We start from the raw sequence: 16,592 nt of genomic DNA on the forward strand, positions 1-16,592 counted from the left end.
CGGAAACGGACATCACGATATTCGTCATTCCCCCCCGGGATGGCGGATTAGGGCAGAGGACAAGCTTCTGTCGTAACCCGGCCGCGGGGGCTGCGCGGCGTCAGTATTCTATTTTGGAGACAAAACATGGCTGACAAATCCGACCTTTCGTTCACAGGTCTCACTGATGAGCAAGCGCAAGAGCTGCACTCAGTTTATATGAGCGGGTTTACGATCTTCACGATCGTGGCCGTCGTCGCGCATATTCTGACGTACATCAAGCTGCCTTGGTTCAACTGGTAAGAAGAGGAATATCCACATGGCACAGTTCTATAAGATCTGGCTGGTTTTCGACCCACGCCGCGTATTCGTGGCACAGGGCGTTTTCCTGTTCCTGCTGGCAGCGATGATTCACCTCGTCCTGCTGAGCAATGAAGCAACAAACTGGTTCCAGCTGGCCTTTGGCGGTTGATCAGCGCTTTCAATAACATCGCTACGGGCGGGACTTTGGTCCGCCCGCGGCAAACACCGACATTGACGATCACAGGGCGCAGCCGAACGGGGATGCAGGGCCTGTAGCATATGGAGTAGGAAGATGGCACAGCTCAGCTTCGAAAGAAAATACCGGGTCCGTGGCGGGACATTGGTAGGCGGAGATCTGTTCGACTTTTGGGTGGGGCCATTTTATGTTGGCTTCTTCGGGGTCACGACGTTCTTTTTCGCCGTCCTTGGGACAATCATGATTTTTTACGGGGCCAGCCAAGGCCCAACATGGAATCCGTGGCTGATTTCGATTGATCCGCCACCACTCGAATACGGCCTTGGTGCCGCACCTTTGCTGCAAGGCGGATTGTGGCAGATCATCACGATCTGCGCTGTCGGTGCCTTCCTCAGCTGGATGATGCGCGAGGTCGAAATCTGCCGCAAACTGGGCATCGGCTATCATGTGCCTTTTGCCTTTGGCGTTGCGATCTTTGCCTATGTCACGCTGGTCATTATCCGGCCGGTGTTGCTGGGGGCTTGGGGACATGCGTTTCCTTATGGCATCTTCAGCCACCTCGATTGGGTGAATAACGTGGGCTATGCTTACGGCAACTTCCACTACAACCCGGCCCATATGGTCGCGATCAGTTTCTTCTGGATCACGACACTGGCGCTGGCGCTGCATGGATCGCTGGTTTTGTCCGCGGTCAACCCCGGCAAGGGCAAGACCATCGGCGCGCCTGATCACGAAGACACCTATTTCCGCGATCTGATCGGCTATTCGATCGGGCCACTGGGTATTCACCGTCTGGGCCTGTTCCTTGCGCTGATGGCCGGTTTCTGGAGCGCGGTCTGTATCGTGATTTCCGGCACCATCTGGTTCGAGGAATGGATCGTCTGGTGGGATTGGTACTATGAACTGCCCTGGTGGGTAGACCTGTAGGAGGGTATGAAAATGGCTGAATATCAAAATATCTTCACGCAAGTCCAAGTCCAGGGCCCTGCCGAAATGGGGGTCGTTGCCGACGCGGACACGATGCGCGAACGCACCAAAGGCACCCGGTTCTCGACCTTGCTTGGCCTTTTTGGCAACGCCCAGATCGGGCCTGTCCATCTGGGATCAAGTGGGATGATCGCGGTCATCGGCTTTGCGGCATGGTTTTTCATCATCGGGATGAATTTCTGGGCCGAGGTCGGCTATAGCCCCGGTCTGTTCTTCCGTGACCTGTTCTGGCTGTCGCTGGAACCGCCGGGGCCACAATACGGGCTGGGCTTTGCGCCCCTGGCCGAAGGCGGATGGTGGCTGATCGCCAGCTTCTTCTTTCTGGTCGGGTGCTGTGCCTGGTGGCTGCACACCTATCAGCGCGCCAAGGCGCTGGGTATGGGGCTGCATGTTGCTTACGCCTTTGCCGCGCTGCTGTGGCTGATCTTTGTGCTGGGTCTGATCCGGCCGATCCTGATGGGATCATGGAGCGAGGCCGTCCCTTACGGAATCTTCTCGCACCTTGACTGGACCAACCTGTTCTCGATCACCCATGGTAACCTGTTCTACAACCCGTTCCACGCGCTTTCGATCGCGTTCCTTTACGGGTCGGTGCTGCTGTTCGCTATGCATGGTGCGACGATCCTTGCGGTCAGCCGTTTCGGTGGCGAACGCGAGATCGAACAGATCGTGGATCGTGGCACGGCATCTGAACGGGCTGCATTGTTCTGGCGCTGGACCATGGGCTTTAATGCCACGATGGAAGGTATCCACCGTTGGGCCTGGTGGTTCGCGGTTCTGACACCGCTGACAGGTGGTATCGGGATCCTGCTGTCCGGAACTGTCGTGGACAACTGGTTCGTCTGGGCACAAATCCACGGCTATGCGCCCCTGAACTGAGGAGAGAGACCATGAAAAACAACGACATCCTCCAAATGAACAGCAAAAGCAGGCTGACCGCTGACATCACCTTCCTGATGCTCAAAGGTGCGGGTTATGCAGCGCTCTTCGTTGTGGCGATCTGGTTCTTCATCGGGGCGTTCGCCTTGATCGGCGAGGCACTGCCCGAGGAAAGCCGCAGCACGCCTGACCCGGTCAACCGGGCGGCACCGATGGAAGACGCGGTCGCTGACTAAAAACCCATTGGATCAGGCATCGCGCGACGCCTGCCTGATCCTTCGCTGTCGGATCACCCTTCCCTGGTCGGTCCGTCATTGGGATTTCGATCCCAGTTCCCTTCCTGTTGGCTACAGGAGACTAGCGTCGCAAGCGGTTCAATCCACTTGCGACGCTTTTTTATTGCAAAGGTGACGTCATGACGAACCGCCCTTCCACACCCTTTCTGGACAGTATCGCAGGCCCTGCTGACCTGCGCCGGATGAATATGACAGCGCTTGCCAATCTCGCGGATGATCTGCGCGCCGAGGTAATCTCGGCCGTATCCGAAACGGGCGGGCATCTTGGGTCGTCTTTGGGGGTGGTCGAATTGACCGTCGCCATTCACGCCGTGTTCGACACGCCGCGCGACAAGCTGATCTTTGACGTGGGCCACCAATGTTATCCGCATAAGGTGCTGACCGGCCGTCGTGACCGCATCCGCACTCTGCGCCAAGAAGGTGGGTTGTCCGGTTTCACCAAACGCAGCGAAAGCGAATACGACCCCTTTGGTGCCGCCCATTCCAGCACCTCGATTTCCGCCGCCCTTGGGTTCACTGTGGGCCGTGATCTGGGTATGCCCACGGGTGATGCGATTGCCGTGATCGGGGATGGCTCGATCAGCGCGGGCATGGCCTATGAGGCGATGAACAACGCAGGGTCCGAAGGACGGCGGTTGTTCGTGATCCTGAATGATAACGAAATGTCTATCGCGCCACCTGTTGGTGCAATGTCGAAATACCTGTCGGGTCTTTACGCATCGCCCTTGGGCGATCTGCACAAGATGGCCGAAGGGTTCGAATCCGTCCTGCCCGGCCCGATCCGTGACCATGCGCGGCGCGCGCGGCAGCTCGTGACTGGCATGCAATCGGGCAATACGGGTACCTTGTTCGAAAGCCTTGGGTTTTCCTATATCGGCCCGATCGACGGGCACGATATGTCCCAGCTTTTGCCGGTGCTGCGCGCGGCCAAGACCCGTGCCACCGGCCCCGTGCTGATCCATGTCTGCACCAAAAAAGGCAAAGGGTACGCCCCCGCCGAACAAAGCGCCGACAAATACCACGGTGTCGCGAAATTCAACGTGGCCAGTGGCGAACAGGCCAAATCGCGCCCCAACGCGCCCAGCTATACCAAGATCTTTGGCACGGCGCTGACGGTCGAGGCGCAGCATGACCCACGCATCGTCGCGGTCACTGCCGCAATGCCCAATGGCACTGGGGTCGATATTATGGGCCAACGTTTTGGTAGCCGCGTGTTCGACGTGGGTATGGCCGAACAGCATGGCGTCACTTTTGCCGCAGGTATGGCAGCAAGCGGGCTGAAACCGTTCTGTGCGATCTATTCGACCTTCCTGCAACGCGGCTATGACCAGATCGTGCATGATGTTGCATTGCAAAACCTGCCTGTCAGGTTTGCCATCGACCGCGCTGGTCTGGTCGGCGCCGATGGCCCGACACATGCGGGGTCGTTCGATATCGGCTATTTGGCCGCCTTGCCCAATATGGTGGTTATGGCGGCAGGGGATGAATTGGAACTGATGCATATGGTGCGCACCGCCGCTGCCTATGACGAAGGGCCGATTGCGTTCCGCTATCCGCGCGGCGAAGGCGTCGGGCTGGACCTTCCCGAACGTGGCGAGATCATCGAAATCGGCAAAGGCCGGATCGTGCAGCAAGGTAGCGATGTTGCGATCCTGTCCTTTGGCGCACATCTGGATGAATGCCGCAAGGCCGCCCGCGCACTGGAAACGCAGGGCGTATCGGTCACCATTGCGGACGCGCGTTTTGCCAAACCGCTTGACCGCGCGCTGATCCGGCAATTGCTGCGCCATCACAAGGCGTTGGTCACGGTCGAACAGGGCGCGCAGGGCGGTTTCGGGGCCATGGTGCTGCATGATCTGGCCAATGATGGGCTACTGGATGGGCGCTGTCAGGTCCGCACGATGACGCTGCCTGACCGCTATATCGACCATGCTGCCCCCGATGTGATGTATGCCGAGGCCGGGCTGACCGCCGTCGATATCGCCGCAACGGCGATGCAGGCGGCCAATATCGGTCTGCGCAAGGTCCAGTCCCGCGTGGTGGATCAGGGTTAAGCAGTCAGCCGCCCGTCCTATTTGCCCTTGAACTGGACATCGTAAAGCTGCTTGAACTTGCCACCGGTCGTCAGCAGATCGTCGATCTTGCCGCGTTCGACGATCTGGCCATTTTCAAGATAGCAGATTTCATCCGCATTCATCACGGTCGACAGCCGGTGCGCGATGACGATGGTGGTCACACCGCGCGTGATGGATTCAAGCGCGTCGCGCACCAAGACCTCGGAATGGCTGTCGAGCGCGCTGGTCGCTTCGTCCAGCAGCAGGATTGGCGCCTGCCGCAGCACGGCGCGGGCAATGGACAGACGCTGGCGCTGGCCACCTGACAGGAATGACCCATTCTCGCCAATCACCGTGTCATAGCCCTGTGCGAGCTTTTCGATGAATTCATGCGCATGGGCCACTTTGGCGGCGGCGATGGCTTCGTCCTGGGTTGCGCCCTCGCGGGCCAGCAGCAGGTTGTCCATCACGGTCCCCGCAAACAGGAACGTATCCTGCCCGACGAAAGCGATATTCGCGCGCAAAGAGCTGAAGGTCGCGGCCTTTATGTCCTGCCCGTCGATCAGAACATTGCCCTCGGTCGGGTCATACAGCCGCAAGAGCAGGTTCAGCAGTGTCGATTTACCACCACCCGAGGGGCCGACAAGCGCCGTCGTCTTGCCTGGCTGGAACGCCATGTTGACCGATCGCAGGACCTGTTCGTTGTCGCCATAGGCAAAACAGACATCCGACAGTTCAACCGCCCCCGGACCCACGACAAGCGGTACGGCATCAGGGCTTTCCAGCATGGTCTGCTTGGTATCCAGCAATTCATACATCATCCGGACGCCGACCATGTTGCTTTCGATGACGACCCGCATTTTCGACAGACGCATCGCCGGTTCATAGGACATCAGGAAAGCGGTGACAAAAGACATCAGCTGCCCCGCTGTTCCGGGCGCGCGGCCAAACAGATCAACCGCGCTGAGGACGACGATCGACGCGATGGCAAGGCCCGCCACGACATCCAGCAAGGGCATGGTCGCCGATTGCAGCTGAACGATCCGGTTGTTGCGGTCTTCGACCTGGCGGACCGCGGCCTCCATCCTGTTGGCCATGCTGGTTTCCAGTCCAAAGGCCTTGACCACCCGCGCACCCAGCGAGGTTTCCTGCACCACCCTGATAATCTCGCCCAGACCAGCCATTTCCTGCTGCATGACGTCCTGCACCAGCCGCAGGATGCGCTGCACCCCGTAAACCACGATGGGCGCCACGACGAGGCTGACCAGTGACAGCACCGGCTGTTGATAGACCATCACCGCAATCAGCCCGATCAGCGTCAAAAGATCGCGGATGAACCCCGCGACAATCGTGTCGATGATGGCGCGCGCAGATTGCGCGCTTTGCGTCACCTTCAACAGCAGGTCGGATGATGCATTGCTGTTGAAAAACGCAACGCCCTGACCCAGCATCCGGTGGTAAATCTGCATCTGCTTTTGCGCGACGATCCGGTTGCCCGCCCGCGCCATCAGCACGGCCTGCACATACATCGCAACGCCACGAAACGCGAAAACAAGCGCGACGCCCGCGCCCACAGCCATCACCCGGCCCCGGTTGTCGGGTGTCGATAGTGCATCAATGATCTGGCCCATCATCCATGCCGTCGCTGCCGTCGCCGTCGCCACCAGCACCATCGCGCCTGCGGCGGCAAGATATTTCCAGCGATGTTCGTGAAAGCTTTCCAGCAACAGACGCATGATCAGGCGATCCGCGGGTAAACGGGCCAGCCATCGCTCGTGCCATTTGGTCGGTTGTGCCATCTGCTCACATGTTCTTAATCCGGTTCAGAGGGTTCCTAAACCGTTTTGCGGATTTATGCGATAGCCACACCAACAACTTCTTGGTGACCCCGGCAGGATTCGAACCTGCAACCTGCCCCTTAGGAGGGGGCTGCTCTATCCTGTTGAGCCACGGGGCCGCCGGTTTGTTCAATGCCTGCGTTTGCTTGTCTGGTCAACGTCTCTCGGGCCAGCTAACCTTGGGCAAACGACAAGACAGGACCATGCCTTTGACCAGCGATCACAAACGCCCCCTGACCCTGCGCGATGTCTCTGAGGCATCGGGCGTCAGTGAAATGACCGTCAGCCGCGTCTTGCGCAACAAGGGCGATGTCAGTGCGGCAACCCGCCAAAAAGTGCAGGATGCGGCGAAACGCCTGGGCTATGTTCCCAACAAGATCGCGGGCGCGCTGGCGTCGTCGCGCGTCAACCTTGTGGCGGTGATCATTCCGTCACTGGGCAACATGGTGTTCCCCGAGGTGCTGGCCGGCATATCAGAAGTGCTCGAAGACACCGACCTGCAGCCCGTTGTCGGCGTCACGGATTACCTGCCCGAGAAAGAGGAAAAGGTCCTGTTCGAGATGCTGTCATGGCGGCCCTCTGGCGTCATCATCGCGGGGCTTGAACATTCCGAGGCGTCGCGCGCCATGCTGCGGCAGTCGGGCATTCCCGTGGTCGAGATCATGGACACCGATGGCGATCCGATTGACGCCTGCGTCGGCATTTCGCACCGGCGCGCGGGCCGCAAGATGGCCGAGGAAATCATCGCCGCCGGCTATAAAAAGATCGGGTTTATGGGCACCAAGATGCCGCTGGACCACCGTGCGCGCAAACGTTTCGAAGGGTTCACCCGTACGCTGGCCAAGGCCGGGATCGAGATTGCGGATCAGGAATTCTATTCCGGCGGGTCCGCACTGGCCAAAGGCCGCGAAATGACCGCCAAGATGATCGCGCGCAGTCCTGATCTGGATTTTCTGTATTATTCCAACGACATGATCGGCGCGGGCGGTTTGCTGTATCTGCTGGAACAGGGTGTCGCGATCCCCGATCAAATCGGGCTTGCCGCGTTCAACGGCGTGGAATTGCTGGACGGTCTGCCGCGCCAATTGGCAACGATGGATGCCTGCCGCCGCGAAATCGGGGTCAAGGCTGCGCAGATCATCGTGGCGCGCAATCAGGGGCTGGCGCGCGAGGATGAAACCACCGTCACGCTGAGCCCGAAATTGTCACCGGGCGAAACATTGCGGCGTAGCTAAACCATCTTGATCACGTTCTTGTCGATGGCCAGCATATAGCCTTTGCGCGCGATGTTCTTGATCAGCAATTCGCTGACCAGCTGATTGCCCAAAGTATCGCGCAGGCGCTTGATGCGGGTGGCCCCCGCCGCTTCGTCGCAATCCGATGGGTCGCGGCCTGAAATCACGCCTTCGATTTCGGCGCCTGACAGCACCTCGTCATCCATCCTTGCTTCGGCCAGGACAGACAGGGTTTCAAGGGCGGCATCGGTCAGTTTGAATTCGAAATCGTTCAGATAAACCGATTTCTGGTCGCGGCTGATCAGCAGGGAATTGACCTCGATCCCCTGCCGTTCGATCCGGCCCATCCGGCGGTTCAGCGCGATTAGCATGACCAAAAAAGCGACGGCAGTGACCAAAAGGGCGGTTGCAAAGATCAGCAGCACGAAGATCACGAACCGATAAGACGCGAGAGTATCCGAAAACGCGGTGCCAGATTGCGCAAGGATTTCCAGCAGCTTGATTTCGGCATTGCCCGTCAGCGTGTCGTTTTCCACGAACAGCCGTTCGACCCGCATGTTGAACGCATTGGCGTCGGGCAGGCTCATGAACAGCAAAACCGCTGTGATACCCAAGACCAGCACGATGGCGGCAATGCCTGCCACCACGATCCGGTTGCCGATTTCGCGTGATTCAGTAGCGGAGGTAAAACTCACCGGCGCTGTCCCTTCGTTCTTCCAGCCCGGACTCGTCAAAGACCCCAAGCACATTCAACAATTGCCACCCGTCGCGGGCCAGAGCGTCACGCAGCTGTGCCTCGGCGGTCGCAACACTGCAATCGCCGCGGACTTCGGTCACACCGTAATGCAGCCGCAGGGGATTGTCCTGCTTGGCTTTATAATCAGCATAACACGCCGCCTGCGCGAAAGTTGCGGACAGACAAAAGATCAGGAAAGAGAAGGAAAAGAATTTCATCGGTCGAACTCATCCCAAATCATGCGGCTATTCAATAGCATCAATCGTACGCGCCTGCACGATGTCATGGCCAGCCCTTGATATTGTCTGACAAAGCCAGATTGCGGCAAAGCTAACGCACGACATGGCGCGGTGTCTTGTCCCAGTTACCGCGCCGTTCGGGGGCAGAGTGTCAGGTCTGACGCTCTGCCCCTTTTTTCTTGCGCTCGCGGCGGTCATCGGGTCACTTGGCGCATGACATTGCCTGACTTTTCTTTCGAAGACACGGCCCATGGCCGTGGCCATCTGCGGATCGCAGGGGTGGACGAGGTCGGGCGTGGCCCGCTGGCCGGGCCGGTTGTGGCGGCGGCGGTGGTGCTGGACCCAGCGCGCCTGCCTGCCGGATTGAACGACAGCAAGAAACTGACCCTTGACCGGCGCGAGGCGTTGTTTTCGCAGATCATGGATAGCGCCGATGTCAGCATCGCGCAGGCCAGCGTGGCCGAGATCGACAGCCATAACATCCTGCGCGCCTCGCATCTGGCGATGCTGCGCGCGATTGCCGGATTGGCCACCCCGCCTGACCATGTCCTGATCGACGGCAACATGGTGCCACGCGGCCTGACCCTGTCGTCCGAAACAATCGTCAAAGGTGACGCGCGGTCGCTGTCGATTGCGGCTGCGTCTATCGTGGCAAAAGTGTGGCGTGACCGCCACATGGTGGATTTGGCGCAACAGTTTCCGGGTTATGGCTGGGAAGCGAACGCCGGATATCCGACGCCTGCGCATAAATTGGCGCTGGTCACCCTTGGTGTGACCCCACACCATAGGCGTTCGTTCAAACCCGTCCACAATATCTTGTATCAAGATAAAATCATAAGTGATTGATTCAATAAAGGTTTTGACAGCGAATCATCTCTGACTCAGATTGGGGCCAACCAAAGAGCGGGCAATCCGCCGGGGCAATGAGGCGAACATGACGGTCAAGACCAAAGCAAAGGTGGCGCAAGCGCTGCCATTGAATACAATTATCGACGGCGATTGCATCGCGGTCATGAACAGCCTGCCGGCAGGATCGGTGGATCTGATCTTTGCCGATCCGCCCTATAACTTGCAGTTGAAAGGCGATCTGCACCGCCCCAACAATTCCAAGGTCGACGCCGTTGACGACGCCTGGGACCAATTCGACAGTTTCGCAGCCTATGACCGGTTTACCAAGGCGTGGCTGGCTGCCGCCCGTCGCCTTTTGAAACCGAATGGCGCGATCTGGGTGATTGGCAGCTATCACAATGTGTTCCGCATGGGTGCGGAATTGCAAAACCAAGGTTTTTGGATTTTGAACGATGTGGTCTGGCGCAAATCCAACCCGATGCCCAATTTCCGTGGCAAACGCCTGACCAATGCGCATGAAACGCTGATCTGGGCGTCCAAGGAAGAGGCCAGCAAATACACCTTCAACTACGAGGCGCTGAAATCGCTGAACGAAGGCGTGCAGATGCGTTCCGACTGGGTGCTGCCTATTTGCACCGGCCACGAACGGCTCAAGGACGACCAAGGCGACAAGGCGCATCCGACACAAAAGCCGCAATCCTTGCTGCACCGCGTGATCGTGGGCACGACGAATCCGGGCGATGTGATCCTTGATCCATTCTTTGGCACCGGCACCACGGGGGCGGTGGCCAAGATGCTGGGCCGCGATTTTATCGGGATCGAACGCGAAGCCGCCTATCGCAAGGTTGCAGAAAAACGCATCGCCAACACCCGCAAATTCGATACCGAAGCGTTAGAGGTGTCCTCATCCAAACGATCCGAACCGCGTGTTGCCTTTGGCGTCCTGGTCGAACGCGGCATGTTGCGCCCGGGCGAGGAACTCTGGTCCATGAATGGTCGCCACAAGGCCAAGGTCCGTGCCGACGGCACGCTGATCGGCGATGACATCAAAGGGTCGATCCATCAGGTCGGTGCGCATCTGGAAGGCGCGCCAAGCTGTAACGGCTGGACCTATTGGCAATTCAAACGCGACGGCCAGAAAGTGCCGATTGATCTGCTGCGTCAGCAGATCCGCTCCGAGATGGAGAAACACTAAGTTTTACCAAAGTTGATACCGCCGGTGTCTGCGGTGAACCCAGCCATGGTGGTAGGGGCTGCAGGCGCTAACTTTGCCCCGTCATCGCAAGATGGCGGGGTTTTTTATCGTGGCATTGGATTTCGCGCATATTTATATGGCTGCCAGTTCCTGATTTCTGGATAGAATGCCGCGCGCCAGTCACTGATCCGCGGGTGCATCACCTTGCGCCACAAAGGCGGCACTAGCGCCATCATCGTCATCACCGGATAGCCATAGGGCAGTTGCGGGGCTTCATCCTCGGCGTAGGTTTGCAGCAAGGGGAAACGGCGGTCAGGTTTGTAATGGTGGTCGGAATGGCGTTGCAGGTTGATCAGCAGCCAGTTGGATGCGCGCTGCGACGCGTTCCATGAATGGCGCGGTTTGACATGTTCATATTTGCCGTCGCCCAGATGTTTGCGCGTCAGCCCATAATGTTCGACGTAATTCACCAGTTCGAGCTGGAAAACCGCCCAGAACGCCTGTGTCGCGAACAAGAACACCCCCCCCAGCCCCCCGATATAGGCAGCAAGCCCCAGAAACATCAGTTGCAGCGCCAGATACCGCCAAAACGGGTTGGACAGGTGGGTGGCAGGCAGGTCTTTGCGCGCCAGCATAGCCTTTTCCGCGCCAAACGCCGAGACAAAGCATTGATACAGCACGCGCGGGAAAAACCGGTAAAAGCTTTCGCCATAGCGCGCTGTGACCGGATCGCGCGGGGTGGCGACATAGCGGTGATGCACCAGCATATGTTCGGACCTGAAATGCGAATAGAACACCGAGGCCAGCAAAATATCCGCCAGCCAGCGTTCGGTCTTTGGCTTTTGATGCATCAATTCATGCGCATAGGTGATCCCGATGGTCCCCGACAGGATGCCCAGCCCTGCAAACAGCGCCCATGCCTCGCTCCGGCTCAGATGGTCGGTGTTCACGACGTAATGCAGCACGCCAAAGATCGTTACCAATTGCAACGGCGTCCAAAGCAGCGTGATCAGCTTGTGCCAGAGCAAGGCCTTTTCGGGGGTTGCAGGATCAGGGTTCACCTTGTCCAGCCCGACAACATAATCGAGGCCCGAAAACAGCCACCATGTCGTCAGCGGCAGCAGCAGCAATGCCCAACCGCCCTGCGTTGCGACAAAGACCGCAAGCGGGATCAACCCGAGCGACAACCAGAACGGCAAGGCCGACGGGATAGGGCCGGTTTCGGGCGCTGCGGATGGCGTCATCGGCATGTGATCCTTTCGTGCTCCGGTTGTGTGACCTTAGCTGTAATGATGCTGCCTCTCAATCACTCTGCATCAGATCGGCAACCAAATCGTAAACCTTGCGCATGGCTGTGGGCAGGGCCGCAGGGCTGAAATCCTGCTTTGCGATGAAATGCCCACGGTCGGGCTGCGCGTCCAGCGGCACTTGGGCCAGCATGATCTGCAGATGCAGATGAAAATGGGTAAAGGTGTGGCGCGCTTGGGCCTCGACCGCTATCCAATCGGCGTTGATCGGTGGCGCGGGTGCCGGATCATCCGCCCAATCACTGCAAGGCCAGCCCAGCATCCCGCCCAAAAGCCCGCTTTCGGGGCGCGTTTCCAGCAGGACCGCCCCATCCGCGCGCCGCGCGACATAGGCGATCCCGTATCGCGTCGGTGTCTTTTTCTTGGGCGTCTTGCGTGGCAGATCGGTGGCGGTGCCTGCGATCCGCGCGGCACAGGGCGCGTGCCATGGGCAAATCCCGCAGGCCGGATTGCGCGGGGTGCAGATCGTCGCACCAAGGTCCATCACCGCCTGCGCGTAATCGCCTGCACGGTGCTGGGGTGTCAGCGCACGGGCGCGGCCGGTCAGTTCCGGTTTCGCGGCAGGCAGGGGCGTGTGGATGTCGAACATCCGCGCCATGACGCGTTCCACATTGCCATCGACCACGGTTTCGGGCGCATCAAACGCAATGGCTCCAATGGCCGCCGCCGTATAGGGGCCGATGCCGGGAAGGGTCAGCAAGGTCGCGTGATTGCGCGGAAACGTGCCGCCATGCTCGGCCACCACGACCCGCGCGCATTTGAGCAGGTTGCGCGCGCGCGCATAATAGCCAAGCCCCGCCCAAGCGGCCATCACAGCGGCATCATCCGCTGCCGCCAGATCGCGTACGCTGGGCCAAAGTGCTGTGAACTTGCGGTGATAATCGCGCACCGCGGCGACGGTGGTCTGTTGCAACATCACTTCTGACAGCCAGATGGCATAGGGGTCGGGGGCGACACCTGCCTTGCGATCCGCTGGCGGGACACGCCACGGCATGGCGCGGGCGTGACGGTCGTACCAGTCCAGCAAGGCAAAGCTCAGATCGTGCAAGGCGGTTTCCCCCATTTGCGGCAGCGCAGGCTTGGCGCAGGTCCAGACATAAGGTAATGCAAAGCCATGAAACAGCCACGCCCCAATGGCACGACCTATGGTTTTTCGCGCGCCGCCGCGCTGATGCAGACCCGCATCCGCAGCGCCAGCGAAAAGCGCGGTTTTGCCGTGACCCGCCTGTTGACCCATTGGGCCGAGGTTGTGGGCGCCGCCACAGCGCAGATCGCGACGCCGGTGAATGTGAGCTATGGCAAGGGTGGGATGGGGGCGACGCTGACCTTGCTGACCACCGGCGCGCAGGCCCCGATGCTGGAAATGCAAAAAGACCAGATCCGCGATAAGGTGAACGCCTGTTACGGCTACCGCGCTATTGCACGGGTGCGGATCACACAGACAGCACCTACGGGCTTTGCCGACGGGCGGGTGGCCTTTGCGCCTGCGCCCAAACGTGTAACGCAACCCAGCGCAGACGTGATTTGCAAAGCGACTGCCTTGTCTGAGAATATAGACAACGATGATTTACGGGCCGCCTTGGCCAGACTTGGTAGCCACGTGCTTGCGAAACAACAGAACTAAACAGAGGTAGACATGAAACGCAGAACGCTTTTGGCCGCCGCCGGTGGCGCAGCCTTGATCTCCGGTGCCGGCTGGCTGATCGGACGCCCTGATCCCGTGACCGGCCTGCTGCCTGGTGCGGCCAATGCCCAAGCTGCCGATGGTGCCTTGCCGCAGGTTATCGAAATGGTGTTGGGTAATCCTGATGCCGCCGTCGAAGTGATCGAATATGCGTCCTTCACCTGCCCGCATTGCGCGTCTTTCCACGCTGACCAGTTCAAGCAGATCAAGGAAAACTATATCGACACGGACAAGATCCGCTTTGTCTATCGTGAAGTGTATTTCGACCGGCCCGGCCTGTGGGCATCGATGATCGCGCGCAGCACGAACAATCCGGATTTCTTCTTTTCCTTTGCTGGCATGTTGTATGAACAGCAGCGCTCTTGGCTGGCGGGCGGCGATCCTGTCGTGATCGTCGAAGAACTGCGCCGGCTGGCCAAGGTCGCGGGTTTGGATGACGCAGCGCTTGATGCGGCACTGTCCAATGGGCCCAAAGCAGAGGCACTGTTTACCTGGTATCAGGCCAATGCAGAACGTGACGGGATTAGCTCGACCCCGAGCTTCTTGATTGACGGGCGGCTTTACAGCAATATGGCCTACCCCGAATTCGCGGAAATCCTGGACGCGCGGATCGGCTAAAGCCCGAGCCGGTCAAAGGCTGCATCCAGCGCGGACCAATCCGTCAGATGCAGCCGGACCGGCAGCGTCAGCACCTGCATCCGAAAGGCGTCGGGCAAACGCACGGCGTCTTTTTCCGTTGTGACCAGCTGCGCGCGCTGGACCTGCGCCTCGATCTGCAACCGCTTGATCAGCGCGGGCGTCAGGGGTTGGTGATCGGCCAAGCCTTCGGTGCGTACAACATCGGCCCCCATATCGCGCAGGGTGCGAAAGAATTTTTCAGGATGCCCGATCCCCGCAAAGGCCAAAAGGCGCAGGTCGCGCCACGGCATGCCCGTGGGCAGCGGGGCCAGATGGCCCACCAGATGCGGCAGGGCGATGGGCCAGTCTGCGGCAAACCTGTCCTGCGCCTCGGGCGGGCCGATGGACAACAGTAGATCCGCGCGTGCCAGCCCGCGCGCCACCGGTTCGCGCAAGGGGCCAGCAGGGATCACCCGCCCGTTGCCAAAACCGCGCAAGGCATCGACAACGACGATAGACAGATCCTTGGCCACATCGGGGTTCTGGAACCCGTCATCCAGCAAGATCACATCCGCCCCCGCCGCCTGTGCTGCGGCAACGCCGGCCGCACGGTCGCGCGCGACCCAAGTTGGGGCAAAGGCCGCCAGCAACAGGGGTTCATCGCCGGTCTGATCCGCCTTGTGCTGGCGTTCGTTCACTTGCACCGGCCCGGTCAGCGACCCGCCATAGCCGCGCGACACCACATGCGGATTGCGCCCACGTGCGCGCAGCCGGTCGATCAGGGCGATGGTTGTGGGCGTCTTGCCGGTGCCGCCCGCATTCAGGTTGCCGATGCAGAGCACCGGCACAGTGGCGCGCAGCTTGGCGGGCCTGCGCAGACGCACCGCAGTTGCCGCAGCATAAATCCAGCCCAGCGGCGCCAACAGCCGCGCGGTCAGCGCGGGGCGTTGCGGCGGCGTGAACCAAAAGTCCGGCGCGCGCATCAGGCTACCCTGTCTTCTAGCCGCTGACGGATCAGCGACACGATCTGGTTCGTCACATCGGCCCCGCGCGACGTGACATCCCATGCCGCATGGGCCATCGTCGCGGCCTTGTCGGGGGATAGCAAGGATTCCACCGTGGGGCCAAGCGTGTCAGCAGACCCGATCAACCGCGCAGCGACAGCGGCGGTCAACCGCGCGGTGTGACGCTGATAGGGCGCGACATGCGGCCCATGAAGCACCGCAGACCCAAGGGCAGCCGGTTCAAACGGATCACGGCACCCGCCACCAAACAATGTGCCGCCCAGATAGGTGACCGGCGCAATCCGGTACCACAGCCCCAGATCAGGCTCGGTATCAACGACAAAGACCTGCGTTGGTTCGGATGGTTCGGGGTTTTCTGATCGCAGCGTGACGTGAAATCCGAACTGGCGCATGTCTTCGGCCAGTTGCAGCGCGCTGTCGGGCGTGTCGGGCACGATGATCAGCAGCAGGCGGTGCGCGCGGCGTCCTGCCTCCAGATGGGCGCGGCAGAGCGCCTTGCAATCGTTCGCGCGCGCCGCCGCGGCCAGCCAGACAGGCCGCGTCCCGATAGCGGCGGACACATCGCGGCGGTCAGCCTCGGTGCAGGGCAGCACGGGGCTGCAATCTTCCATCAGCCCGGTGACGACGATGCGGGCCTGCGGTGCGCCTGCGCTGATCAGCTTTTCGGCTGAGGCTGAATCAACCGCGAGAACCGTGTCAAAGCCAGATAGCAAGGACCGGATTGCCCCCGGCACCCAGCCGCCCGCCACATGGTCGATCCCGTCAGCCGTTGCATCGACAAGGATGCTTGGCACGCGGGCAGACTGGATCGCGTCCAGCAACACCAGATCCAGATCGCCGCGCATCCAGATCGCCAGCATCGGTCGCCAATGCGCCAGAAAGGCACGAATCTTGTCCTTGCCCTTGGGTTCGGGCCAGGCGCGGCCCGCCAGTGACGGGTTCCAATCCGAAACGGTCACGATGATCTGGATTGCGTCAGCATCATCCGAGAGCTTGCGTTGCAAGGTTTCAATCGCGGTCAATTGTTCGGGCCGGCTGCACCGCGCCCAGACAATCGCGCCGTCAGGCCGGTCGGGATAGGCCGTCTGCGAGGCGTCAGGGCTGCTGCGCCGAAGCCCTGCCATATAGGCCGCGATTTTAAGGGATCGCGCCATGATCCTGCCCCTTGCCTT

The 16,592-nt window shown here is 60.1% G+C and carries 18 protein-coding genes and 1 tRNA gene; 11 read left to right on the forward strand and 8 right to left on the reverse strand.

All coding sequences use genetic code 11. The features are described from left to right. Window positions 1–126 precede the first annotated feature (126 nt). From pufB to dxs, 6 genes are all read left to right on the forward strand, one after another. Window positions 127–282, forward strand: a complete 156-nt coding sequence (pufB, locus tag SKA53_RS11970; RefSeq protein WP_007206413.1) for a light-harvesting antenna LH1, beta subunit — start codon at window positions 127–129, stop codon at window positions 280–282. 16 nt (window positions 283–298) lie between these two features. Beyond that, on the forward strand, window positions 299–451 hold the full coding sequence (gene pufA, locus SKA53_RS11975) for a light-harvesting antenna LH1, alpha subunit (RefSeq protein ID WP_007206414.1): 153 nt from the start codon (window positions 299–301) through the stop codon (window positions 449–451). Window positions 452–574: 123 nt separating this feature from the next. Further along, window positions 575–1,405 (forward strand): photosynthetic reaction center subunit L, encoded by an 831-nt coding sequence (gene pufL, locus SKA53_RS11980; RefSeq protein ID WP_007206415.1) that lies wholly within the window; start codon window positions 575–577, stop codon window positions 1,403–1,405. Window positions 1,406–1,417: 12 nt separating this feature from the next. After that, window positions 1,418–2,344, forward strand: a complete 927-nt coding sequence (gene pufM, locus SKA53_RS11985) for a photosynthetic reaction center subunit M (RefSeq protein ID WP_040483288.1) — start codon at window positions 1,418–1,420, stop codon at window positions 2,342–2,344. 11 nt (window positions 2,345–2,355) lie between these two features. After that, window positions 2,356–2,580, forward strand: coding sequence for an RC-LH1 core complex protein PufX (gene pufX, locus SKA53_RS11990; RefSeq protein WP_007206417.1), 225 nt, complete (start codon window positions 2,356–2,358; stop codon window positions 2,578–2,580). Window positions 2,581–2,759: 179 nt separating this feature from the next. Further along, complete coding sequence (gene dxs, locus SKA53_RS11995; RefSeq protein WP_007206418.1) at window positions 2,760–4,694, forward strand: 1-deoxy-D-xylulose-5-phosphate synthase; 1,935 nt, start codon at window positions 2,760–2,762, stop codon at window positions 4,692–4,694. Between the two features lie 17 nt (window positions 4,695–4,711). Here the strand turns inward: dxs and SKA53_RS12000 are convergent, their stop codons facing one another. Both SKA53_RS12000 and SKA53_RS12005 read right to left on the reverse strand, forming a co-directional pair. Then, the gene (locus SKA53_RS12000) at window positions 4,712–6,493 is read right to left on the reverse strand and encodes an ABC transporter ATP-binding protein (protein WP_007206419.1); all 1,782 of its coding nucleotides are present in this window, start codon (window positions 6,491–6,493) and stop codon (window positions 4,712–4,714) included. An 81-nt stretch (window positions 6,494–6,574) separates the two neighbouring features. Continuing rightward, window positions 6,575–6,651, reverse strand: a tRNA-Arg gene (locus tag SKA53_RS12005). Window positions 6,652–6,735: 84 nt separating this feature from the next. On the opposite strand from SKA53_RS12005, the gene SKA53_RS12010 reads away from it, so the two are divergent. Then, window positions 6,736–7,767 (forward strand): LacI family DNA-binding transcriptional regulator, encoded by a 1,032-nt coding sequence (locus SKA53_RS12010; protein ID WP_007206420.1) that lies wholly within the window; start codon window positions 6,736–6,738, stop codon window positions 7,765–7,767. Here SKA53_RS12010 and SKA53_RS12015 read toward each other — a convergent pair. Together SKA53_RS12015 and SKA53_RS12020 are read right to left on the reverse strand one after the other, a co-directional pair. Next, entirely contained in the window at window positions 7,764–8,414 is a 651-nt protein-coding gene (locus SKA53_RS12015; protein ID WP_007206421.1) for a winged helix-turn-helix domain-containing protein, read from the reverse strand. The genes SKA53_RS12010 and SKA53_RS12015 overlap by 4 nt on opposite strands. Window positions 8,415–8,439: 25 nt before the next feature. After that, window positions 8,440–8,721 carry a hypothetical protein gene (locus tag SKA53_RS12020; protein ID WP_007206422.1) on the reverse strand — a complete coding sequence of 94 codons (282 nt, stop codon included), beginning with the start codon at window positions 8,719–8,721 and terminating at the stop codon, window positions 8,440–8,442. 234 nt (window positions 8,722–8,955) lie between these two features. On the opposite strand from SKA53_RS12020, the gene SKA53_RS12025 reads away from it, so the two are divergent. Together SKA53_RS12025 and SKA53_RS12030 are read left to right on the forward strand one after the other, a co-directional pair. Next, the gene (locus tag SKA53_RS12025; RefSeq protein ID WP_007206423.1) at window positions 8,956–9,588 is read left to right on the forward strand and encodes a ribonuclease HII; all 633 of its coding nucleotides are present in this window, start codon (window positions 8,956–8,958) and stop codon (window positions 9,586–9,588) included. A gap of 88 nt (window positions 9,589–9,676) precedes the next feature. Next, window positions 9,677–10,786 (forward strand): site-specific DNA-methyltransferase, encoded by a 1,110-nt coding sequence (locus SKA53_RS12030; RefSeq protein WP_040482967.1) that lies wholly within the window; start codon window positions 9,677–9,679, stop codon window positions 10,784–10,786. Window positions 10,787–10,890: 104 nt separating this feature from the next. Here SKA53_RS12030 and SKA53_RS12035 read toward each other — a convergent pair whose 3' ends face one another. Then, window positions 10,891–12,036 carry an alkane 1-monooxygenase gene (locus tag SKA53_RS12035; RefSeq protein ID WP_007206425.1) on the reverse strand — a complete coding sequence of 382 codons (1,146 nt, stop codon included), beginning with the start codon at window positions 12,034–12,036 and terminating at the stop codon, window positions 10,891–10,893. Between the two features lie 52 nt (window positions 12,037–12,088). Next, on the reverse strand, window positions 12,089–13,156 hold the full coding sequence (locus SKA53_RS12040; RefSeq protein WP_007206426.1) for an A/G-specific adenine glycosylase: 1,068 nt from the start codon (window positions 13,154–13,156) through the stop codon (window positions 12,089–12,091). Window positions 13,157–13,207: 51 nt separating this feature from the next. Here SKA53_RS12040 and SKA53_RS12045 point away from each other — a divergent pair, with 51 nt between their 5' ends. Together SKA53_RS12045 and SKA53_RS12050 are read left to right on the forward strand one after the other, a co-directional pair. Beyond that, window positions 13,208–13,717, forward strand: coding sequence for a DUF721 domain-containing protein (locus SKA53_RS12045; RefSeq protein ID WP_007206427.1), 510 nt, complete (start codon window positions 13,208–13,210; stop codon window positions 13,715–13,717). 12 nt (window positions 13,718–13,729) lie between these two features. Next, window positions 13,730–14,395, forward strand: coding sequence for a DsbA family protein (locus SKA53_RS12050; RefSeq protein ID WP_007206428.1), 666 nt, complete (start codon window positions 13,730–13,732; stop codon window positions 14,393–14,395). Here SKA53_RS12050 and lpxK read toward each other — a convergent pair. Together lpxK and SKA53_RS12060 are read right to left on the reverse strand one after the other, a co-directional pair. After that, on the reverse strand, window positions 14,392–15,378 hold the full coding sequence (gene lpxK, locus SKA53_RS12055) for a tetraacyldisaccharide 4'-kinase (protein ID WP_007206429.1): 987 nt from the start codon (window positions 15,376–15,378) through the stop codon (window positions 14,392–14,394). The genes SKA53_RS12050 and lpxK overlap by 4 nt on opposite strands. Then, window positions 15,378–16,574 carry a 3-deoxy-D-manno-octulosonic acid transferase gene (locus SKA53_RS12060; RefSeq protein ID WP_007206430.1) on the reverse strand — a complete coding sequence of 399 codons (1,197 nt, stop codon included), beginning with the start codon at window positions 16,572–16,574 and terminating at the stop codon, window positions 15,378–15,380. The genes lpxK and SKA53_RS12060 overlap by 1 nt, the downstream gene beginning before the upstream one ends. Window positions 16,575–16,592: the final 18 nt, after the last annotated feature.

This window comes from Yoonia vestfoldensis SKA53 (assembly GCF_000152785.1).
Classification (GTDB): domain Bacteria; phylum Pseudomonadota; class Alphaproteobacteria; order Rhodobacterales; family Rhodobacteraceae; genus Yoonia; species Yoonia vestfoldensis_A.